Origin of the sequence: uncultured Parvibaculum sp. (assembly GCF_963975745.1) — a bacterium.
Taxonomy (GTDB): domain Bacteria; phylum Pseudomonadota; class Alphaproteobacteria; order Parvibaculales; family Parvibaculaceae; genus Parvibaculum.
On record NZ_CAXBIB010000006.1, the window covers coordinates 42,925 to 62,222 of the forward strand.

The following is a 19,298-nucleotide window of genomic DNA, read 5'->3' on the forward strand; positions in this document are numbered from 1 at the left end:
CGATGGCGAATGACAAGCAGGCCTAACGCGGCCAGAGCGGGTAGCCGGCACCGTCGAGGAGCGCCGCCGTCTCGTAAAGCGGCAGGCCGACGACGGCGGAATGAGAACCGATCAGGGAACGGACGAAAATGGCGGCGCGGCCCTGGATCGCGTAGCCGCCGGCCTTGCCCTGCCATTCGCCGCAGGCGATGTAGCCCTCGATTTCGGTTTGCGAGAGACGCTTGAAGGCGACGCGGGTTTCGACGGCGCGGGCGCTTTCGCGCGCAGGCGTCTTCAGGTGGATGGCCGTCCAGACCCGGTGGGCGCGGCCCGACAGCAGCGCGAGACAGGCACGGGCTTGCGCCTCGGTTTCGGCCTTGGGGAGAATGCGGCGGCCGCAGGCAACCACCGTGTCGGCGGCCAGCACCAGGGCTTGCGGGTGGAGGGCGGCAACCGCCTCGGCCTTTTCGCGCGCCAGCCGCGCCGCATGGGCGCGCGGCAATTCACCCTTCAGGGGCGTTTCGTCGATTTCAGCGGGGACGACGAGGGCGGGTTCGATGCCGATGCGCGCCAGCAGTTCGAGACGGCGGGGCGAGGCGCTTGCCAGGACAAGGCGGGGAACGGTCACTTGAACCGGTAGGTGATCCGGCCCTTGGTCAGATCATAGGGCGTCATCTCGACAAGCACCTTGTCGCCCGCCAGCACGCGGATGCGATTCTTGCGCATCTTGCCGGCCGTGTGGGCGATGATCTCGTGTTCGTTCTCGAGCTTGACGCGGAACGTGGCGTTGGGCAGCAGTTCCGTGACGGTGCCCGGAAACTCGAGCAGTTCTTCCTTCGACATTCAGCTTCCTTCGGAAATTTGCCGGAGAATGGTCAGAAAGCGCCGGAAAATCAAGTGGCGAGCACGCGGAATCGCGCTGCCCGGGACCGCAAAGCGTTGATTTCTCGCGGGAATTCGCGCCCCAAAGGGCGCCGGATCAGTCGACCAGCAGATATTCGATGGTCGAGACGACGCGGACCGTCTTCACCACCTGCTCGGCTTCCTGGGTGCCGGGGGTGGCATCACGGGGGAGGATTTCGAACTGGCCCTGCCAGGCGCGTCGGATGCCGCCCAGGCTCGAGCCCGAATCGGCGGCGAAGGTCTCGGCCGCCTCGCGGGCACGCTTCGTTGCTTCCTCGATCATTTCGGGCTTCAAGGCCGCGATGCCGGTGAAGAGGTAGGAGGGACGAACGGGCCCGTATTCGTTGGAGAGCACGACGCCCTGATCGACCAGCGCGCTCGACTCGCTGTTGGCCTTGACCACGCGGTCGATGTCGGTTGTGCGCAGCACGATCTGCTGGGCGATGATGAAGCGGCTTTCGACCTGACCGCTGCTCCAGTTCTGCGCCAGACGGTCGGTGACCTGGGGTGCCTGGCGCTCGATGTCGTCTTCGGAAAAGCCGTGCGACCTCAGGAAGCGGATCACATTGTCGGCATTGCGCTTGATTTCGACCTGCGTTTCCTTGAGGTCATTGCCGGTAGCAACGAAGCGCAGACCCCACAGCGCCAGGTCGGCCTTCACTTCGCGTTCCGAAAGGCCCTTGACCGAAACCGAGCGGTCGCCAAGGCGGGACTGAACGAGGCCCTGACCGCCGAACCAGCCGCCCAGGGCAAGACCGAGAGCAAGGATGACGGCGGCAATGATGGCGGCGACGGGATTCATAGGCGGGGCTCCCCCTGAGCGTGGCAATGGTGCCGACTATAGCACAGCGATTGCGGCAGCTTGAGGGCTCGCTTGCGGTTATCCGACCCTGTTCCCTCTTCCCATCCTCGGCGAGGGGCGGCCGATCCGATCGACCTATCCCCGGGCGACTATGGCGGGGCCATGATGCGCTGCGATGGCGGAGGCGCATCCGGACTTGCGAATCCGTCAGATGGCTGCCTTTTCGGCGCGCGGGAAGCGGGCCTCGATCAGGCGGCGCAACTGGTTGCAAAGCTCGCGATAGGCGGCGAGGCGGCGTTCGCGATTGCCGCCGGTGGGCGATGCCAGCGGATCGTCGATCGCCCAGAACTCGACCTCGGTCGCCGACGAGCGGGTCAGCGCCTCGGCCATGTCGCGGGCCTCGGGCGTCAACGCAACGATCAGGTCGAAGCTGGTTTCCTCGAGGTCGTCGAAGCCCTTGGGCCCGCTTGCCGGCGGCACCAGGCCTTGCTCGCGCAGCACCTCGGCCGTGAAGGGATCGGGCGCGTCGGCCGGGCGGACGCCGACGGAATCGACGAAGATGCGGTTGCCGTGCAGGTTTTTCAGGATTGCCTCGGCCATGGCCGAGCGGATCGAATTGAGATTGCAGGCAAACAGGACCGACCCGGGCAGGGCCGTATTGCCTTCGCGTTCTGCGCCGCCGGCCGCCATCGTCATCCCTTGATATGCAGCACGCAGATCAGCGTGAAGAGGCGGCGCGCGGTGTCGAAGTCCATGTCGATCTTTCCGGCGAGGCGTTCCTTCAGCAGTTCGGAGCCCTCGTTGTGGAGACCGCGGCGGCCCATGTCGATCGCCTCGATCTGGGCGGGGGCGGCCGTCTTGATCGCGTCGTAGTAGCTCTCGCAGATCATGAAATAGTCTTTCACGATGCGGCGGAACGGCGTCAGCGAGAGCAGCACCTTGCCATGGGGTTCGGCATTTTCGCGGCGAATGTCGAAGACGAGGCGGTTGTCCTCTATGGCGAGATGCAGAACATAGGGTCCGCCGTCGCTGCCGACCGGCGCGAAGACGTTCTCCTCCAGCAGGTCGAAGATCGCCACCTTGCGCTCATGCTCGACATCGGGGCTGCGGCGCACCACCGTGCGCTCGTCGAGAACGAGGTCGACAATGCGGTACTGCGCGCCTTCGGGGGGCGCGCCGTCCGGCCTGGTTTCATCGCCTGCGGATTGATCGGGCATGGTGGCGGTACTTTAAGCCGATTTGGCCGGGCGATGCGAGTGCCCCCACCCTGCCCCCCCCAACGGGGCGACGGCGAGATCACAGATTCAGACGGATCGAAACCGAACGGCCATGGGCATCGAGACCTTCGGCCTCGGCAAGCGCCAGCGCGGCGGGACCGATGGCGCGCAGCGCGTCGGCATCGCAGCGGACGATGGAAGTCCGCTTCATGAAGTCGAGCACGTTGAGGCCCGACGAAAAACGCGCCGAGCGCGCGGTGGGAAGAACATGGTTCGAGCCCGCCACATAGTCGCCGATCGCTTCGGGCGTGAAACGGCCGAGAAAGATCGCGCCGGCATTGGAGACGGCGGCGGCCAGCGGCTCGGGATCGTCGACCGCGATTTCGAGATGTTCGGGCGCGAGACGGTCGACCAGCGGCACCGCGTCGGCAAGACTTCCAACCGTGATGACGGCGCCGAAATCGGCCCAGCTTTTCGTTGCCGTGGTTTCGCGCGGCAGCAGTTTCAGCTGACGCTCGACCGCCCGTTCGACGCGGGTCGCGAATTCGGCATCGTCGGTGATCAGGATCGACTGGGCGCTGGCATCATGCTCGGCCTGGGAGAGAAGGTCGGCAGCGATCCATTCGGGATCGTTCTCGCCATCGGCCAGCACCAGAATTTCCGACGGGCCGGCGATCATGTCGATGCCGACAGTGCCGAAGACCTGGCGCTTGGCTTCGGCAACCCAGGCATTGCCCGGACCGACAATCTTGTCGACGGCGGCGATCGTCGCCGTGCCGAAGGCGAGTGCGGCGACAGCCTGCGCCCCGCCAACGCGATAGACCTCGTCGACGCCGGCAATGCGCGCTGCCGCCAGCACCAGCGGATTGACGATGCCATCGGGCGTGGGGACGACCATGACGAGGCGCCCGACACCGGCAACCTTTGCCGGAATCGCATTCATCAGGACCGAGCTCGGGTAGTTGGCGGTGCCGCCCGGCACATAAAGACCGACCGCGCCCACCGGCGTCCAGCGATGGCCGAGCTCGACGCCCTGCGCGTCCGTGAAACGTTCATCGGCCGGCGTCTGACGCGTGTGATAGGCACGGATACGGGCAGCCGCGAGTTTCAGCGCGTTCAGCGTCTTCGCTTCGCAAAGGCCGAGCGCGCGATCAAGTTCGGCTCCCGGGATCGCCAGATTTCCGGCGGTGAGGCCGTCGAGGCGGTCGAAGCGACGGGTATATTCGATCAGCGCCGCGTCGCCGCGCGCGCGGATATCGGCGATGATTTTCGTTACCACATCGGTGACGTCGACAGAGGCTTCGCGCTTGCCCGAAAGGAGCGCGGCAAAGGCCGTTTCGAAATCTGCATCTCTTGTGTCGAGGCGGATCGCCATGGCTCAGTCCAGCTTGTGTTCGGGGCGGTTGGGCGTTTCCCAGATCAGGCCCAGATCGGAGAGATGGACTTCCAGCGCCTCGACCTCAAGGCGCAACTCGCCGCCGCCCGAAAAAACCAGCGTGACGATGCCGGACGGTGGATTGAGTTCCTCGTAACGGACCGCCAGAAGACTGAGGACGCCGTCGGGCCGATCCTGCGCGATGTTGCGCGCCTGGGCCGACAGCACATGCTCGAAATGAAGGCCGGCACGGGCGCGGGCACCGCCGTCGCGGCAGGCCGCGGCCTCTTCCCAGCGGAAGCGGTTGACCACCAGGGCAAAGCGCCGGGTCGAGGGCAGGAATGCCAAATCGGCCACTTTCGTCACCGCATCCTGGAGCGCAGCCGATATGACGGCGAGATCTTCCGCATCCTCGGCATGGAGACGCAGCTCGTTCATGGTCTCACGCCTTTTCCCGCCAGATTTCGGCGCCGCAGGCCCCGAGCTTGGCCTCAATGCGCTCGAAGCCGCGATCGAGGTGGTAGACACGGTTGATGACGGTCTCGCCTTCGGCCGCCAGACCCGCAATGATCAGCGCCGCCGAGGCGCGCAGATCGCTTGCCATGACGGGGGCGCCCTTCAACCGGTCGACGCCGCGCACCAGCGCCTTGTCGCCATGCAGCGAAATGTCGGCGCCGAAGCGGGCCAGTTCCTGCACATGCATGAAACGGTTTTCGAAGATCGTTTCGGTGATTTCGGATTCGCCTTCTGCCGTCGTCATCAGCGCCATGAACTGGGCCTGAAGGTCGGTCGGGAAACCCGGAAAGACCTGGGTCACGACATCGGTCGCCTGCAGCCGCTCGCCATTGCGGAAGACGCGGACCGCACCCTGCTCGGCCTCGACATTCGCGCCCGCGGCGCGCAGCACCGACAGGGCGGCTTCGAAGGTTTCGGCTTCCACGCCTTCCAGCGTCACCTCGCCGCCGGTCATGGCGGCGGCAACCGCATAGGTGCCGGCTTCAATGCGGTCGGCGATAACGCGATGATTGGCGCCATGCAGCCTTTCGACACCTTCGATGCGAAGCGTCGAACTGCCGATGCCCTCGATCTTCGCGCCCATGGCAACGAGGCAGCGGGCGACATCGCCGATTTCGGGCTCACGTGCCGCGTTTTCGAGCACCGTCACACCGTCGGCCAGGGTGGCCGCCATCATCAGCGTGTGGGTGGCGCCAACCGAAACGATCGGCGAACGGATGACGGCGCCCTTGAGACCGCCCGGCGCCCGGGCCAGCACATAGCCTTCGACGAGGTCGATCTCGGCCCCCATCTTCTGCAGGCCCTTGATATACAGGTCGACCGGGCGCGCGCCGATGGCGCAGCCGCCGGGCAGCGAGACCTTGGCCTCGTGGCAGCGGGCCAGCAAGGGGCCGAGCACCCAGAAGCTCGCCCGGATCTGCGAGACGATTTCATAGGGCGCGGTGGTGGAGGCGATATCCGCAACGCGAATCGTCATCACATCGCCACCGGCGTCCTCGTCGAGCGCGACCTCGCCACCCAGCGCACCCAGCAGCTTCGTCAGCGTGCGCACATCGGCCAGGCGCGGCATGTTGGCGAGCCGAAGCGGCTCGTCGGTCAGCAGTGCCGCCGTCATCAACGGCAGGGCCGCGTTCTTGGCGCCACTGATCGGGATCGCGCCCGTGAGGCGGCGGCCGCCGCGAATGTGAATGGTGTCCATGGGATAAGCGTCCGATCCGGTTTCCGCGCGTTATAGAGGAAAGCCGCCCCGGGTGTCACGCCGGTGCCGCACCTCGCTCTTGTCAGGGATCAATCGGGCGGTTTTCGGACGATTTCGCGGCCTATCCGGGTTTCGCTTTCGACCTTGCGGCGGGTTTGCCGGTGGCGCCGGCCTTGGGCGCCGCCAAGGCGGCCGGCGCCGATGCGCCCTTTTCCGCCGATTTTCCCTGCGTTCCGGTCTTGGCACGGGCCTGGGCCTTGCGCTTCTTCAGGTTCTCGCGCAATGCCTCGGCCTGACGGGCCTGACGGGCCCTTGCCTCCTGCGTCTGGGAGGCGCGATCGGTTCCCTTGCCGCCGGGCTCGCGCGGATTGAACTGGCTCGGGGTCTTCTTCATGGGGGCGCTTTCGGTTGCCGGGATGATGCGGGCAAGCCTGCCCGCCGCGGCGATTTTGGGCGCAGGGCCCCGTCCCGTCAACATGGCGGCGAAGGGCCGCAAAAGGCCGATGCGCGCGGCTTGCAAGAGGGGGGACCCTGTGGCACTTTCCGCGCGCTTTCGGACCACCGGTCACGTCGTCTTTACCTAACGGGGCGAGACTTCAGACCGGTCCGGCCGGACTTTCCGTCGGCCGCCCCCCGAAGCCCGGACGCTGTTGTAGCTCAGTGGTAGAGCACTCCCTTGGTAAGGGAGAGGTCGAGAGTTCAATCCTCTCCAACAGCACCATTTTTCCCTGCATCAACTAGATCCAGTCATCCGCGAGAGACATGGCGCCGATAAAGGCGGCCAAGAGCGCATAGGTGACTGCACGCAAAACGGAGCAATGAACCAAAAAAGCTGCCGCTCGCGCCTTATCAAGCCCAGAATTGTACCAAATAGCAGGCACAAATGACCCGCCGCAAACAGCCCCAGACCGCCAACATGCACGGCATATCCGGCCGCCCGCCGGGCCTTGACGTCTGCAGAAACGCGCGGTTTTTCGGTCAAATTGCGGCAGACGATCTCAGATTCCCTTAACAGGCCGGTCATAAATTCAGAGCAAGGGCGGCGATGTCCGACCTGGCCATGACGACCCGTGCCGAAGGAAGCAGAAGAAATGCGGCAGTCCGAAGCCACAGCCTCAAAAAGCCCGTGCCGGATCGGGCAGCGCCTTGCAGCGCTGAGACGCGATGCGCGCGGCGCCTCGGCCGTTACCTTCGCGCTTGCCCTGCCCGCCATTGTCGGGCTTGGCGGGCTCGGGCTCGACGCGGCCAGCTGGTACAGCGGCAAGCGGCAGCTGCAATCGGCGACCGATTATGCGGCGCTTGCCGGCGCGATCGACCGCAGCGCGTCGGGCGGCGGCTCGGTTGCCGCGCATGTCGGCACTGTGCTGGCACGCAACGGCGTCGATGTCGGCGCGCTTGAAGAACTCACGATCAACGCACCGCCCTTACAAGGCGCACATGCCGGCGATCCCGACGCCGTCGAGGTTGTCGCCGCCGAGCGCACGCACATCGTCCTTTCGGGCCTGTTCGTCGAGGAGGCACCGGTCGTGCGGGCACGCGCGGTCGCGACCATCACCGGCGCGGGGCTGAGCTGCGTGCTGGCGCTGAGCGCATCGGCATCGAACGCCATTTCCTTCGGCGGCGCCTCGATCGCCGATCTGAAGGGCTGCGGTCTCGCCTCGAATTCGGCGCATAACCGATCGATCGCGACCACCGGGGCGGCCAATATCGACGCCATCTCGGTCTATTCGGCCGGCGGCGTGTTCGGTTCGGGCTATTCGACAACGACCGGTATCAAGACCGACCAGGAACCGCTCGCGGATCCCTATGGCGACATCGAGGTCCCGAGCTTCAGCGGCTGCACGGCCAATAACCTGGCTGTCTCCGGCGCGGTGACACTCAATCCCGGCGTCTATTGCGGCGGCGTCGCCTTCAATTCCGGTTCCAATGTCTGGCTCAATCCGGGCGTCTATGTGATGGACCGCGGCGATTTCGATGCGACGTCGAACGCGACGATACGCGGCAACGATGTGACCATCATCTTCACCAGCAGCACCGGCAGCAGTTACGGCACGTTTGCGGGCCATGGCGGCGCGATGCTGGAGCTTTCCGCACCGACGGAGGGCCCGTTTGCCGGCATTCTGATGTTCGGCGATCGCAATGTGCCGGCCTCGGTCGATGTTTCGATCAATGGCAACCAGCATTCGCGTTTCCACGGTGCGCTCTATTTTCCGAGTCAGCCGATCAGCTACAGCGGCAACTTCACCTTTCCCGACGGCTGCATTCAGCTGGTGGCCCATACCGTCACCTTCGGCGGCAGTTCGAGCCTCTCCGTTCCTGCGCGGTGCACGGACAATTCCCTGCGAACGATCGGAACGCTTTCCGCCGTTCTGGTCGAATGAGGTCCGGAATGAAACCGCATCGCCGAATCGCCTCTTGCTGCCGCATGGTTCGCCGCCGCTTCCGGCGGGACGAGGCTGGCGTTTCGGCGCTTGAGTTTGCACTGATCCTGCCGATCATCATGGTGATGGTGCTGGGCCTTGCGGAGACGGCCGTCTATATCGGCGCGCGCGCGAAGGTCGTCAGCGGCGTCGACGCGGCGCTGCGATACACGATGTTCGCCCGCTCGGATGTCGACGGCATCGTCAATACGGCGCTGGCAGCGGGCGGCTTCGATGCGGCCACCGCAACCGTCACCGTGACGCCCCATAGCGAGTGCAGCGACGGCACGCCGATTTCGGACGAGACGCCGTGCGAGGCGCCCTCCCACCGGCGCGACTTCGTTTCCATCCGGGTCGAAAAGGTGCACCAGACGCTGTTTCCGGTTTCCGGCGTCAGCGACGAGCCGATCGTCATCAGCCGGACCGGTGTGGTGCAACTGCCATGAACCGCCCGCCTGTCCATGACCGCCGTCACCGCGCGCGACCGGCATGGTTGCGGCTTTCCCGGTTTGCCGGCGATCGCGCCGGCACATCGGCGGTCGAATTCGCCATCATCGCGCTGCCGCTGATGGTGGCGATCACCGGCACGATCGAAACCGGACGCGCTTTCTGGACCTGGAGCCTGATCGGGCATGAGAGCGAGAACGCGGTGCGCCGCGTCATCATCGCCGATGCGGTCACGCCAGGCGCCGTCGAGAGCGATATCCGAACGGCGCTTGCGCGGCTCACGCAGAGCGATCTCGCGATCGACGTCGCAATCACACCCGCCAGCGCCGGCGCTCCCGGCACACTCAATGTCGATGTGGTGTTCTCGTTCCGAACGGCGCTGTCCTTCGTCTGGCCGACGCCGATCGCGATCACCCAGAGCGTGCAATATCCGATCGTCAATTCGACGGCGGGATGAATGGACAAGAACAGGCGATTGGGAGGATACAGCAGATGTTTCTTCAGGTCCGGCAATCATCATGCGAACAGACTACTCGCGCTGACGCGTCACGCCCGGCAAGCTTCTGGATTTCGATCCTCCGGCGACACGTCGCCTGGTGGCGGCGCGGGAAGATCGCGCCCGCAGGCAGTCGGCAGCGAATTGCATGAGCAAGCAATCGACACCCCTCAGATCGGCCTTGCGGAAAACCAGGCATCATGTGCTGATCATGGCGGTTCTCTGTGCAGCAGCGTTCGCGCTGTCGATCGCCATGAGCAACTGAGGGCACCGGCGCAGCACGCCTATGCAAGGCTTGCGTAGATCGCCTCGATCAGGGCGCGGTTGCGCGGGTTCTGCCAGCGCGGGCCCATGTCGTTGGTGACGTAGCCGAAAGCGACGCGGGCCACAGGGTCGCAATAGCCCAGCGAGCCGCCGGCACCGAAATGGCCGAAGGCTTCGTCATTGGGGCCAAGACGACGCTCGGCCTGTGGCAGCTGGAAACCGAGGGCAAAGCGCGACTCGCGCTCGAGAATGCTGTCGGGGCCGAAGGAATGTTCGGTGGTCGCTTCTGCCAGCATGCCGCCCGACAGGATTTCGACACCTTCAATCGCGCCACCATTGGCGAGCGCCGCATAGACGCGGGCAATGCCGCGCGCCGTGCCGTGGCCATTGGTCGAGGGGATTTCGGCCATGCGCCATTCGGGCCGGTTGACCCATCCCGCGCCCGAAATGCCCGGCGGGTTCCAATAGGTGCTCCATTTCATCAGCGCGTCGTCCGGCAGGTCGCCCGGCGGGCGTTCGGGCAGCACCGGGGGCCAGAGAAACTCGGCGCAACGGGCGTGCTCCGTCAGCGGAAGACCTATATGGACGTCGGCGCCGAGCGGGCCCGCCACTTCGTCGTGCAGGATCGTGCCGAGGGTCTTGCCGCTCGCCCGACGCACCAACTCACCCGCGAGAAAGCCGAAGGTGTTGACGTGATAGCCATGCGCGGTGCCGGGTTCCCACCAGGGCTTCTGGCGGGCAAGTGCCGCCGCCATGCGCGGCGCGTCAAAAATCGCGCTGTCGGACAATTCCTCGCGGATCGCGGGGAGGCCGGCCTGGTGAGAGAGGATGTGGCGCAGCGTCACGCGCTCCTTGCCATGTTCCGCAAACTCCGGCCAGAGCCTTGCGGCTGGCGCATCGAGATCGAGGAGCCCACGCTCGACAAGCCGCAGCGCGACGAGGGATGTGAAAGCCTTGCCGACCGAGAAGAAGTTGACCAGCGTTTCGCGCGCCCAAGGCGTCTGGCGCGCGGCATCGCGCCAGCCGCCCCAGAGATCGGCGACGAGGCGGCCGTCGACCATCAGCGCGACGGCGCCACCCGGCTCGCCGCGTTCGCGGAAATTGCCGATGAAGGCCTCGCGGACCGGCGCGAAGTGCGGGTCGCAGGTGCCGCCGATCGGAATTTCGCCGGTCACCGGATCACCGCAGCAGCGCGAGCAGGGCCAGCGCCATCAGCGCCTGACCCGCATAATATGTCGTCCAGACGATCGGCCCGCGAAACGGAATCCTGCGGCCGAACTTGTCGGCGGCGATGACGCCGTCGGATATGACGAAGAGCACCGCGCCGAGTCCGAGCCAGGGCTGCGCCGCCGGAATGGCCAGCGCCGCCAGCGCCATGAACAGGATCGTCACCAGGTAGATGGCAACCGGCAACTTGTGCGCGCCGAGATTGGGCCGCAGCCAAAAGAAAAGCGCCAGTGCGCCGACGCCGGTGAGCAACGAAGCGGCGTTGGCGACGAGGCCTTCGGGACGGCTCGCCAGCGGCGCCATGACCGCCAGATAGAAAACATGCGCGGCAAGGAAGGCCGCCAGACCGCGCTGGAAATTGCGCGGATTGTCCTTCATCGCCAAGAAGAGATCGCCAGCGCTCGACAGGAGGAAGGCGGCGGCCAAAAGAACGAGCGGCAGCAGGCCCACGCCCGGCAGTGCCAGAAGCGGCAATGGCACCCAGAACCCGATCGCCGCCGTCTTGAGGCCCGTGCGGAGCGCCGAGGGCGGACGGCTTTCGATCGCCAGATAGCCCAGCGAAGCGGTCAACGAGAGCAGAACCAGCGCAAGGCGCAGCCCGTCCAGACCGTCGCCGCGCATAAAAGCCACTTCGAACATTTGTTCCCCCCTGCCCGTTCTTATCCGCCTATGATCGGCGAGGGGCAGGTATTCTCACAAGGACCAAATATGAACGGCGGCGGCGCACGCGTGATCGAGAGCCCGCAAAATGCGCGCATGAAGTTATGGACCGCGCTCGGCGAGACACGGGGCATCCGGAAACATGGGGCCTTCCTGCTGGCCGGGCGCAAGACCGTTCCGGAGGCGTTGAAGCGGCACGGCGACCAGTTCAGCGCCGTGCTGGCGGCCAAAGAGGCGGACATCGCGGCACTGAAAGCGCCGGCGGCGCTCGAACGTTTCGTGCTGTCACGGGCGCTTTTCGAGACGCTCGACATCAACGGCACCGGCTTTCCGCTGCTGGTGGGCCGGGTACCCGAAATGCCGGCGGCCGATTTTTCGAAGGCGCCGAAGGGGCTCGAACTCGTCTGCGCGCTGGGCGACCCGGCCAATCTCGGCGCCGTGCTGCGCAGTGCGGCAGCCTTCGGGGCCAGGCGCGTCGTGCTGATGGAGGCAGCGGCGCACCCCTTCCATCCGAAGGCCCTCCGGGCGGCGGCCAATGCGCAGTTCGAACTGCAATTCCTCAAGGGCCCTGGCTGGCCGGCGCTCAATCATGGGGCGGGCCCGATGGCGGCACTCGATGGTGGCGGCGAGGATATCGGTACCTTTCGCTGGCCCCCCGACATCCGGCTGGTCCTGGGCGAAGAGGGGCTCGGGTTGCCGGCTGGCCTGAATGTCCGGCGACTCGGTATTCCGACCACGGGGGCCGTCGAATCGCTGAACGCCACGGTCGCGGCCAGTCTTGCCCTGCAGGCCCATTTCGAGGCGATGCGGAAAGGGTGATCCGGGCCGGATCAAGGGGCGTATCCAAGGGGTGAGAGCCGGAACATGGACCGGCCTGTGACCCCGAAAGGATCCCCCGGTCGTGACATCGCCCGTCCTGAAATTTGCGGTTCTCACATTCCTTCTGGTGGCCCCCAGCCTCGGCGCGGGCGCAGCGCAGCCGGAGTCCGCCCCTGACCCGGCTCTTGCCCCCGCGTTTGCGTTCCGCGTCGAGCGTGGGGGGACACCCATCGGCACACATCAGATCAGGTTTTCGCAAGACGGCGACGCGCTCCATGTCGATATCGACATTCAGCTCGAGGTGCGCTTCGGTCCGATCACGCTTTTCCGCTACGAGCACCACAACCGTGAAGTGTGGCGCTCCGGCCGTCTGGTGTCCCTCGACACCGAGACCAATGATGACGGCCGCCGCTACAGTGTCAGCGCGCGGGCAAGCGATGCAGGGCTCGAAGTCACCAGCTCCGCCGGCGGTACCTTCACAGCACCGGCCGACATCATTCCGACCAGCTACTGGAATCCGGCGACCGTATCGCAAACGCGACTTCTCGACACGCAGCGCGGACGGATCATCGACGTCGCCGTGACGCCGGTCGCTCCGCGCGAGGTCTTGGTCGACGGCGGAACGGTGACGGCGCAGGAATACGAGATGAGCGGCGATCTCAATCTCCGCCTTCTCTATTCCGTGAAGAACGAATGGCTCAACGTCGCCTTCATGGCACGGGGCTCGGAAGTCGACTACACGATCGAGCGACTCGACCGGCCGCTGGTGCAAGAGGTGGCTTCGCGATGAAAAATGAAATCAAGGACGTCGTCTGGATCACCGGCGCCAGTTCCGGCATCGGCCGGGCGCTTGCGCTGCGCATGGCCAGGGCCGGATATCGCGTGGCGGCGACCGCCCGGCGGCAGGACGCGCTCGAAGCGCTGGCGCGCGAGGCCGAGGGCCAGGTGTTGCCGGTCGCGGCCGATACGACCGACGCGGCCAGCCTTGCTGCCGCTGTCACCCGCATCGAGACTCAATTGGGGCCGATCGGCATTGCCGTCTTCTGCGCCGGCACCTATCAGGCATTGATGGGCGCCGAACTGACGGCGGCGAAAGCGCGGCCGCTCTTCGAACTGAATTTCATGGGCACTGTCAACGCGCTCGAGGCCGTGCTGCCCGGCATGATCCGACGACGCAAGGGCCGCGTCGCGATGGTCGCCTCGCTCGCCGGCTATTTCGGGCTGCCGACTTCGGCCGTCTATGGTGCCAGCAAGGCGGCGCTGATCAACATGGCCGAGGCCCTCCGGCCCGATCTGGCGCGCAGCGGCATCGCCGTGCAGATCGTCAATCCGGGTTTCGTCCGGACGCCGCTGACCGACAAGAACGCATTTCCGATGCCGTTCCTGATGGAAAGCGCCGACGCCGCAGAGGCCTTTTATCGCGGGCTGCACTCGAACCGGTTCGAGATCACCTTTCCGCGGCACTTTTCCCTGATCCTGCGGCTGCTGCAGATGCTGCCCTATCGTCTTTCACTCGCGCTGACCCGCCTGACCGTACCGAAGGACAGGCCGACGACAGACGCGCCCTCCGTCAGCCGGGCTTCCTGATTTCCGCATAGGCGGCCAGCGCCCGGGCACGGGCCTGCGCATGATCGACCATCGGCGCCGGATAGGTGTCGCCAAGCACGATGCTCGCGCGCCGCAGCGCCTCTTCCGGCGCATCCCAGGGCCTGTGAATATAACGAGGAGCCAGCCCGGCAAGTTCCGGCACATGGGCCCGGACATAGGCCCCTTCAGCGTCGAATTTTTCGCCCTGCAGCACCGGATTGAAGATGCGGAAATACGGCGCGGCATCGGCGCCGGATCCCGCCACCCATTGCCAGCTTGCGCGATTGACGGCGAGGTCGGCGTCGACCAGCGTGTCCTCGAACCATTCGGCCCCGCGCCGCCAGTCAATCAGCAGATGCTTGATGAGGAACGACGCCGCGATCATGCGCACGCGGTTGTGCATGAAGCCGGTCGTCCAGAGTTCGCGCATGCCGGCGTCGACGATCGGATACCCGGTCTCGCCCCTCGTCCAGCGCCGGAAGGCTTCTTCGTCGTCCATCCAGGGAAAGCCGTCGAATTCGCGCTTCCAGTTTTCGCTCGCGATCTCCGGCCAGTGGAAACACAGGTGATAGGCAAAGTCGCGCCAGCCGAGCTCACGCAGAAAGGACGCGACGCCGGCAGATGCATCTGGATGCGCGATGGCGGTTGCTTCGGCGACCGACCAGATCTGGCGCGGCGAGATTTCGCCCCAGTGCAGATGCGGCGACAGGCGCGACGTCGCATCGATCGCGGGCATGTTGCGGGCGGCGCCATAGGCCGCCACCGCATGATCGAGAAAGCCCGCCAGACGACGCGCCGCCGCCGTTTCGCCCGGCGTCCAGGCGGCGCGAAGGCCCGCGGCCCAGTCGGGTTTCGCGGGGCGCAGGTTCCAGTCGTCGAGCTTGTCGGAGGGCAGGCCGACCAGACCCTTCAGGCGGTCCGGCGCCGGTGCCGGCGATGCGAAGGGCGCGTGCGTCGAAAGGGCCCGCCAGAACGGCGTGAAGACCTTGAATGGCGTGCCGCCGCCGGTGCGTATCTCCCACGGCTCGGCAAGCAGCGATGCGCCAAAACTCTGCACCTCGAAGGCGCCGGCCGACAGTGCCGCCTTCAGTGCCTTGTCGCGGGCGATGGCAACAGCCTCGTAGCAGCGGTTCCAGTAGATTGCCACCGCTCCCGTTTCGCGCGCCAGTTCGGGGATCACGCGCGCCGGGTCTCCGCACCGCAGTATCAACGGCGCGCCGCGCCGTGCCAGATCGGCGCCGAGCGCCGCGAGGCTTCCATGCAGCCACCAGGCAGATGCGCCGCCTGGAGGATCGGACGGATCGAGCACAAAGACCGGGACCACAGCCCCACCCCGCACGGCGGCCGCGACAAGTGCCGGATTGTCGGCAAGGCGCAAGTCTCGCCGAAGCCAGACCAGCGCAGGTGCAACACCGGATTCTCGGCGGACCATGGAGAAAATCCAAAAACGAAAGAATTACAGGGAGATACGACCGGAATGCCGCGCCGGATCAGCATCAGGGCATGGCCCATCTGGATCATTCCACAGCGATGCCTATTTACGGTATTGTTCATAGCAGGTCAGCCTTTTGGGGAGAAGGCTGGCGGCATCAGGAGGAGGCTCGCAGCATGACGACCCGTATTTCGACCGACATCACCAAGGACAGCGCCTACAACGCCGTCGCGCCCGACGATTTTCCGGCGATGATGGAGGTCGACCGCTACGGCCAGCGCTCCACCGCCTTCGACAAGATCATCTCGGCGACCCACGACCATTTCTGGGATCCGCTCGACACGAAATACATCGATTTCTCGGCGCCCTTCGACATGAAGACGACGACCGTCGTGCCGATGGAGTTCGTGCTCGAGCTGCAGACGCCGATTGCCGACCGGCTCAGCACTGAGCAGAAGATCGCACTGTCGAACGAAAGCGCACGCTGGATGCTGTCGTCGATCCTGCATGGCGAGGCGGGTGCGCTGGCGCTGTCGGCCAGTCTCTGCCACATCCTGAAGGACCCGGGCGCACAGGAATATGCCGCCAATCAGGCGCGCGAAGAGGCGCGCCATGTGACCGGCTTCTCGAAATATATCGAAGCGCGCTGGGGCAAGCCGCTCCCCGTCGGACCAACGCTCGGCAACCTGCTTACCGAGATGGTCAACGCGCCGGAAGTCTACAAGAAGGTTGTCGGCATGCAGATGCTGGTGGAGGGCCTCGCGATGGGCGCCTTCGCCTCGCTCTATTCCTATTCCAACGACCCTGTGCTCAGGCATCTCTGCCAACTGGTCATGACCGACGAAGCCTTCCACCACAAGTTCGGGAAGATCTGGGCAGACCGGACCGTGCCGCACCTGACCCAGAGCGAGCGCAACACGATCGAAGACTGGGCGGCGGAGTGTTTTCAGACGCTGCTGTTCAACCTTGCCAACCCCGAACAGAAGAAAGTCATCTACGCGCAGTTCGACCTCGACTGGGAAGAAGTGCTGCATGAGGTCGTCAAGAGCCGCACCGATGACAAGCGGCGCAAGGCGATGTCGAACCAGACCAATATCTTCCGGGTTTTGATCAAGACGCTGCTGAAAGCCGGCATCATCACCGACCGCACCAAGGCCTTCTACGCCACCTATGTCGATATGGACGAGTTGCGCCGCGAGGGCGACGAGATGGTGGGCGACGCGATCGCCGAGGACGGCATTGAGTATCTGAAGCGGATCAATTTTTCCGGCGCCGGACACACGGCGAGCGCAGCAGAGTAGTCAGTCGGTACGGGCGAGCGGCAGCACGAAGCGTTCGCCCTCGCCGCCGATGACGGCGCGGATGCGGTAGACCTCTTCGAGATTGGCGGGCGTCAGGACTTCCTCCGGGCGCCCGTCGGCTTTCACGACACCGTTGTCGAGCAGCACCAGCCGGTCGCAATAGCGCGCGGCCAGCGAGAGGTCGTGCAGCACCGCGATCACCGTGCGGTTTTCGCTCGCGTAAGCGCGCAGCACTTCCATTATGCCGAGTTGATGATAGGGATCGAGCGAGGCGACCGGCTCGTCGACCAGCATCAGCGGCGCCTCGACCGCCAGCGCGCGGGCGAGCAGCACACGGGCGCGCTCGCCACCGGAAAGCGTGAGCACGTCGCGGCCACGGAAATTTCCGACATCGGCGAGTTGCATGGCGCGGGCGATGCCCGCCTCGTCTTCAGGCGCCGGCGCGCGGAAAGGTGCCAGATGCGGCAGGCGGCCGAGCGCGACGAGGCGCGACACCTCCAGCGGCCAGTGACTGCCCGCTCCTTGCGCCAGATAGGAAATGGCGCGGGCGCGGGCACGCGGCTCCATCGCGGCAACCGCCTGACCATCGAGTTCGATCGTTCCTTGATGCGGGATCAGCGCCGCGACGGCGCGCACCAGCGTCGTCTTGCCGGCGCCGTTGGGGCCGATCAGTCCGATGAAAGCGCCGGCGCCCGCCACCAGCGAAACGTCGCGGATGACGCGCGTGCCGCCCAAGGATGCGTGAACGTGAGTGAGCGAAAGTTGCATCACGGGTGCTCCCTTCGCGTCTTCAGGATCAGCCAGAGAAAGAATGGCGCGCCGATGAGTGCGGTGACGACGCCGAGCTTCGGCTCCGGGCCGCCCGTCGGCAGACGCACCAGCAGATCGGCGGCGAGAACGAGTGCGGCGCCGGCAAGCGCGCTCGGCACGAGCAGCGCGGCCGGACGGGGACCGACCAGCGAGCGCATCAGATGCGGCACGACGAGGCCGACGAAACCGATGACGCCGGTGACGGAAACGGCGGCGCCGACGGCAAGCCCGGTGCCGGCGATCGCACGCAGCGTGACCGAGCGGCGCGAGAAGCCGAGCGTTGCCGCCGTGTCTTCGCCCAGCGACAACGCGTCGAGCGCGCGGGCGGTGGAGAGGACGAGCAGCCAGCCGACGAACATGAAGGGCAGCACAAACCAGACCTGCGCCATGCTGCGGTCGGTGAGCGACCCCAGCATCCAGAAGACGATTTCGAGCGCCGCATAGGGGCTTGGCGACAGGTTGAGCGCCAGCGACGTCAAGGCGCCGCAGAAGGCGGAGATCGCGACGCCGGCAAGGATGATGGTGACGATGGACGGGTTGCGTCCGGCCAGCAGGTAAAGCGTCGCCAGCGCCGCCAGCGCCCCGGCAATGCCACCGAGCGGTACCAGCATGGCCGATCCAACAGCCATGCCAAAATAGAAGACCAGCACCGCGCCGAGCGCCGCACCGCTCGATGCACCGATCAATCCAGGCTCGGCCAGCGGATTGCGCAACAGGCCCTGCAGCCCGGCGCCGGTGAGGCCGAGCGTCGCGCCGACCAGCAGGCCGAGCAGCGCGCGCGGCAGGCGCACTTCGGTCAGCACCAGCCAGGCAAGCTCGCGATCGATCTGCGACATGGTGCGGAATTTTTCGGTCAGCAGTTCGCCGCCGCGGCCGAAATAAACGGAAGCGGCGAGGAGCGCGAGCGTCAGCGCGGCAAGGCCGAGGTTGACGGTCCAGATATTGAGGGGGCGGGTCATTGCGTCACCCTCCGCACCAGCATCTCGTCATATGTCGCCGCGAGGCGGGCGGCGATGGCGGTGACGTAGCGGGTGCTGCAGTTCCAGTCGCGCGCCGGCAGATCGACCTCGCGGGCATAGCGCGTGCGATAGAGGCGGAGGGCGGGGTGCTGCAGCAGCGCGCTTGCCTGCGAAGGCTGACCGGGACGGTAGATGCCGATGGCGACAAGTTCGGGCCGCAGCGCGATCACATCCTCGATGCCCGGATAGACCAGACCGAAAGGATTTTCATTGTCGATCACATTGCGAAAACCGGTATGCGCGACAATGCGGCCGAGAATGCTGTCAGGTGTCACGGCACCGCCGAGGTCCTGATAGAGAATGGCAGTGGGAGGGCGCGGACCCTCGCGGCGCGTGGCTGCCATTTCGGCGTCGAAGCGAGCAATCAGCGCCCTGCCCTCCGCCTCGCGGCCAAGCGCCGCGGCCACCGTTTCGATGTTGTCGCGGATGTCGGCGAAGGTACGGGCGTCCTTCACCGTCACGACCGGTACGCCGATGCGGCGCAGCAGGTCGAGCGTAAAGGGCGAGGTATAGCGATGCGCCAGCACGAGATCGGGCGCGAAGGGCAGAATGTCCTCGATGCGGCCGTCATTGGGCGGCACATGCTGCAGAAGATGTGCGACCGCCGAATCATGCGGATCGCGACCCAGACGGAACACCGATTTCAATGTGCCCGGCGCGGCGAGATCGGCGGCCAGAATGTCGGAACAGAGATTGATCGAGACGATCCGCTGGGGTGCGGGTGGCAGCCCTTCGCCGGCGCGCGCAATGGCGGCCGCCATGAGGCAGAACAGCACCATCGTCAGACCGAGAATTCTCCACATCACCGCGCTCCGTCACATCCCAG

Annotated in this window: 22 protein-coding genes and 1 tRNA gene; 8 read left to right on the forward strand and 15 right to left on the reverse strand. The window is 65.8% G+C overall.

The genetic code is table 11. The features are described from left to right. Positions 1–22 precede the first annotated feature (22 nt). From AAC071_RS06425 to AAC071_RS06465, 9 genes are all read right to left on the reverse strand, one after another. Positions 23–607: a Maf family nucleotide pyrophosphatase gene (locus AAC071_RS06425; protein WP_339831040.1), complete on the reverse strand. Its 585-nt coding sequence runs from the start codon at positions 605–607 to the stop codon at positions 23–25. After that, the gene (gene infA / locus AAC071_RS06430; protein WP_293509117.1) at positions 604–822 is read right to left on the reverse strand and encodes a translation initiation factor IF-1; all 219 of its coding nucleotides are present in this window, start codon (positions 820–822) and stop codon (positions 604–606) included. The genes AAC071_RS06425 and infA overlap by 4 nt, the downstream gene beginning before the upstream one ends. A 136-nt stretch (positions 823–958) precedes the next feature. Continuing rightward, complete coding sequence (locus tag AAC071_RS06435) at positions 959–1,684, reverse strand: SIMPL domain-containing protein (protein WP_339831042.1); 726 nt, start codon at positions 1,682–1,684, stop codon at positions 959–961. Between the two features lie 207 nt (positions 1,685–1,891). Further along, positions 1,892–2,374 carry a low molecular weight phosphatase family protein gene (locus AAC071_RS06440; protein WP_339831044.1) on the reverse strand — a complete coding sequence of 161 codons (483 nt, stop codon included), beginning with the start codon at positions 2,372–2,374 and terminating at the stop codon, positions 1,892–1,894. 2 nt (positions 2,375–2,376) lie between these two features. After that, positions 2,377–2,901, reverse strand: coding sequence for a UPF0262 family protein (locus AAC071_RS06445; protein ID WP_339831045.1), 525 nt, complete (start codon positions 2,899–2,901; stop codon positions 2,377–2,379). A gap of 79 nt (positions 2,902–2,980) precedes the next feature. After that, complete coding sequence (hisD, locus tag AAC071_RS06450; protein WP_339831046.1) at positions 2,981–4,276, reverse strand: histidinol dehydrogenase; 1,296 nt, start codon at positions 4,274–4,276, stop codon at positions 2,981–2,983. A gap of 3 nt (positions 4,277–4,279) precedes the next feature. Further along, positions 4,280–4,714, reverse strand: coding sequence for a DUF2948 family protein (locus AAC071_RS06455; protein WP_339831048.1), 435 nt, complete (start codon positions 4,712–4,714; stop codon positions 4,280–4,282). Between the two features lie 4 nt (positions 4,715–4,718). Next, a complete protein-coding gene (gene murA / locus AAC071_RS06460; protein ID WP_339831050.1) occupies positions 4,719–5,990 on the reverse strand; it encodes a UDP-N-acetylglucosamine 1-carboxyvinyltransferase in 1,272 nt (423 codons plus the stop codon). 121 nt (positions 5,991–6,111) lie between these two features. After that, a complete protein-coding gene (locus AAC071_RS06465; RefSeq protein ID WP_339831051.1) occupies positions 6,112–6,384 on the reverse strand; it encodes a hypothetical protein in 273 nt (90 codons plus the stop codon). A gap of 252 nt (positions 6,385–6,636) precedes the next feature. Between AAC071_RS06465 and AAC071_RS06470 the strand changes: the two genes are divergently transcribed. The 4 genes from AAC071_RS06470 to AAC071_RS06485 all read left to right on the forward strand — a co-directional run bounded on the left by AAC071_RS06470 (position 6,637) and on the right by AAC071_RS06485 (position 9,314). Continuing rightward, positions 6,637–6,711 (forward strand) — tRNA-Thr (locus AAC071_RS06470). A 370-nt stretch (positions 6,712–7,081) separates the two neighbouring features. Further along, positions 7,082–8,371, forward strand: a complete 1,290-nt coding sequence (locus AAC071_RS06475) for a pilus assembly protein TadG-related protein (protein WP_339831052.1) — start codon at positions 7,082–7,084, stop codon at positions 8,369–8,371. Positions 8,372–8,379: 8 nt separating this feature from the next. Further along, positions 8,380–8,856 (forward strand): TadE/TadG family type IV pilus assembly protein, encoded by a 477-nt coding sequence (locus tag AAC071_RS06480; protein ID WP_339831054.1) that lies wholly within the window; start codon positions 8,380–8,382, stop codon positions 8,854–8,856. Next, positions 8,853–9,314: a TadE/TadG family type IV pilus assembly protein gene (locus AAC071_RS06485; RefSeq protein WP_339831055.1), complete on the forward strand. Its 462-nt coding sequence runs from the start codon at positions 8,853–8,855 to the stop codon at positions 9,312–9,314. Before AAC071_RS06480 ends, AAC071_RS06485 begins: the two co-directional genes overlap by 4 nt. 323 nt (positions 9,315–9,637) lie before the next feature. On the opposite strand, the gene AAC071_RS06490 is transcribed toward AAC071_RS06485, so the two are convergent. Beyond that, positions 9,638–10,792 carry a serine hydrolase domain-containing protein gene (locus tag AAC071_RS06490; protein ID WP_339831056.1) on the reverse strand — a complete coding sequence of 385 codons (1,155 nt, stop codon included), beginning with the start codon at positions 10,790–10,792 and terminating at the stop codon, positions 9,638–9,640. A 4-nt stretch (positions 10,793–10,796) separates the two neighbouring features. Continuing rightward, entirely contained in the window at positions 10,797–11,483 is a 687-nt protein-coding gene (locus tag AAC071_RS06495) for a lysoplasmalogenase (RefSeq protein ID WP_339831057.1), read from the reverse strand. Positions 11,484–11,552: 69 nt separating this feature from the next. Here AAC071_RS06495 and AAC071_RS06500 point away from each other — a divergent pair, with 69 nt between their 5' ends. From AAC071_RS06500 to AAC071_RS06510, 3 genes are all read left to right on the forward strand, one after another. After that, the gene (locus tag AAC071_RS06500; protein WP_339831058.1) at positions 11,553–12,323 is read left to right on the forward strand and encodes an RNA methyltransferase; all 771 of its coding nucleotides are present in this window, start codon (positions 11,553–11,555) and stop codon (positions 12,321–12,323) included. A gap of 82 nt (positions 12,324–12,405) precedes the next feature. Next, positions 12,406–13,113 (forward strand): DUF6134 family protein, encoded by a 708-nt coding sequence (locus AAC071_RS06505; RefSeq protein WP_339831060.1) that lies wholly within the window; start codon positions 12,406–12,408, stop codon positions 13,111–13,113. Continuing rightward, a complete protein-coding gene (locus AAC071_RS06510) occupies positions 13,110–13,910 on the forward strand; it encodes an SDR family NAD(P)-dependent oxidoreductase (RefSeq protein WP_339831061.1) in 801 nt (266 codons plus the stop codon). The genes AAC071_RS06505 and AAC071_RS06510 overlap by 4 nt, the downstream gene beginning before the upstream one ends. Here the strand turns inward: AAC071_RS06510 and AAC071_RS06515 are convergent. After that, entirely contained in the window at positions 13,894–15,342 is a 1,449-nt protein-coding gene (locus tag AAC071_RS06515) for a deoxyribodipyrimidine photo-lyase (RefSeq protein WP_339831063.1), read from the reverse strand. The genes AAC071_RS06510 and AAC071_RS06515 overlap by 17 nt on opposite strands. A 176-nt stretch (positions 15,343–15,518) precedes the next feature. Between AAC071_RS06515 and AAC071_RS06520 the strand changes: the two genes are divergently transcribed. Further along, complete coding sequence (locus AAC071_RS06520) at positions 15,519–16,643, forward strand: diiron oxygenase (protein WP_339831065.1); 1,125 nt, start codon at positions 15,519–15,521, stop codon at positions 16,641–16,643. Here the strand turns inward: AAC071_RS06520 and AAC071_RS06525 are convergent, their stop codons facing one another. The 3 genes from AAC071_RS06525 to AAC071_RS06535 are packed head-to-tail and all read right to left on the reverse strand — an operon-like array spanning position 16,644 to position 19,275. Then, positions 16,644–17,411: an ABC transporter ATP-binding protein gene (locus AAC071_RS06525; RefSeq protein ID WP_339831066.1), complete on the reverse strand. Its 768-nt coding sequence runs from the start codon at positions 17,409–17,411 to the stop codon at positions 16,644–16,646. Continuing rightward, positions 17,411–18,412, reverse strand: coding sequence for an iron ABC transporter permease (locus tag AAC071_RS06530; RefSeq protein WP_339831068.1), 1,002 nt, complete (start codon positions 18,410–18,412; stop codon positions 17,411–17,413). The genes AAC071_RS06525 and AAC071_RS06530 overlap by 1 nt, the downstream gene beginning before the upstream one ends. Beyond that, on the reverse strand, positions 18,409–19,275 hold the full coding sequence (locus AAC071_RS06535) for an ABC transporter substrate-binding protein (RefSeq protein ID WP_339831069.1): 867 nt from the start codon (positions 19,273–19,275) through the stop codon (positions 18,409–18,411). Before AAC071_RS06535 ends, AAC071_RS06530 begins: the two co-directional genes overlap by 4 nt. Between the last annotated feature and the right edge of the window lie 23 nt (positions 19,276–19,298).

Bases quoted from the DNA above. Each gene is read 5' to 3' on its own strand.
- AAC071_RS06485 (WP_339831055.1), top strand. From the start codon at position 8,853: ATGAACCGCCCGCCTGTCCATGACCGCCGTCACCGCGCGCGACCGGCA.
- AAC071_RS06520 (WP_339831065.1), top strand. From the start codon at position 15,519: ATGACGACCCGTATTTCGACCGACATCACCAAGGACAGCGCCTACAAC.
- AAC071_RS06515 (WP_339831063.1), bottom strand. From the start codon at position 15,342: ATGGTCCGCCGAGAATCCGGTGTTGCACCTGCGCTGGTCTGGCTTCGG.
- AAC071_RS06455 (WP_339831048.1), bottom strand. From the start codon at position 4,714: ATGAACGAGCTGCGTCTCCATGCCGAGGATGCGGAAGATCTCGCCGTC.
- infA (WP_293509117.1), bottom strand. From the start codon at position 822: ATGTCGAAGGAAGAACTGCTCGAGTTTCCGGGCACCGTCACGGAACTG.
- AAC071_RS06495 (WP_339831057.1), bottom strand. From the start codon at position 11,483: ATGTTCGAAGTGGCTTTTATGCGCGGCGACGGTCTGGACGGGCTGCGC.
- AAC071_RS06435 (WP_339831042.1), bottom strand. From the start codon at position 1,684: ATGAATCCCGTCGCCGCCATCATTGCCGCCGTCATCCTTGCTCTCGGT.
- AAC071_RS06480 (WP_339831054.1), top strand. From the start codon at position 8,380: ATGAAACCGCATCGCCGAATCGCCTCTTGCTGCCGCATGGTTCGCCGC.
- murA (WP_339831050.1), bottom strand. From the start codon at position 5,990: ATGGACACCATTCACATTCGCGGCGGCCGCCGCCTCACGGGCGCGATC.
- AAC071_RS06445 (WP_339831045.1), bottom strand. From the start codon at position 2,901: ATGCCCGATCAATCCGCAGGCGATGAAACCAGGCCGGACGGCGCGCCC.
- AAC071_RS06525 (WP_339831066.1), bottom strand. From the start codon at position 17,411: ATGCAACTTTCGCTCACTCACGTTCACGCATCCTTGGGCGGCACGCGC.
- AAC071_RS06535 (WP_339831069.1), bottom strand. From the start codon at position 19,275: ATGTGGAGAATTCTCGGTCTGACGATGGTGCTGTTCTGCCTCATGGCG.
- hisD (WP_339831046.1), bottom strand. From the start codon at position 4,276: ATGGCGATCCGCCTCGACACAAGAGATGCAGATTTCGAAACGGCCTTT.
- AAC071_RS06465 (WP_339831051.1), bottom strand. From the start codon at position 6,384: ATGAAGAAGACCCCGAGCCAGTTCAATCCGCGCGAGCCCGGCGGCAAG.
- AAC071_RS06500 (WP_339831058.1), top strand. From the start codon at position 11,553: ATGAACGGCGGCGGCGCACGCGTGATCGAGAGCCCGCAAAATGCGCGC.
- AAC071_RS06510 (WP_339831061.1), top strand. From the start codon at position 13,110: ATGAAAAATGAAATCAAGGACGTCGTCTGGATCACCGGCGCCAGTTCC.
- AAC071_RS06440 (WP_339831044.1), bottom strand. From the start codon at position 2,374: ATGGCGGCCGGCGGCGCAGAACGCGAAGGCAATACGGCCCTGCCCGGG.
- AAC071_RS06530 (WP_339831068.1), bottom strand. From the start codon at position 18,412: ATGACCCGCCCCCTCAATATCTGGACCGTCAACCTCGGCCTTGCCGCG.
- AAC071_RS06475 (WP_339831052.1), top strand. From the start codon at position 7,082: ATGCGGCAGTCCGAAGCCACAGCCTCAAAAAGCCCGTGCCGGATCGGG.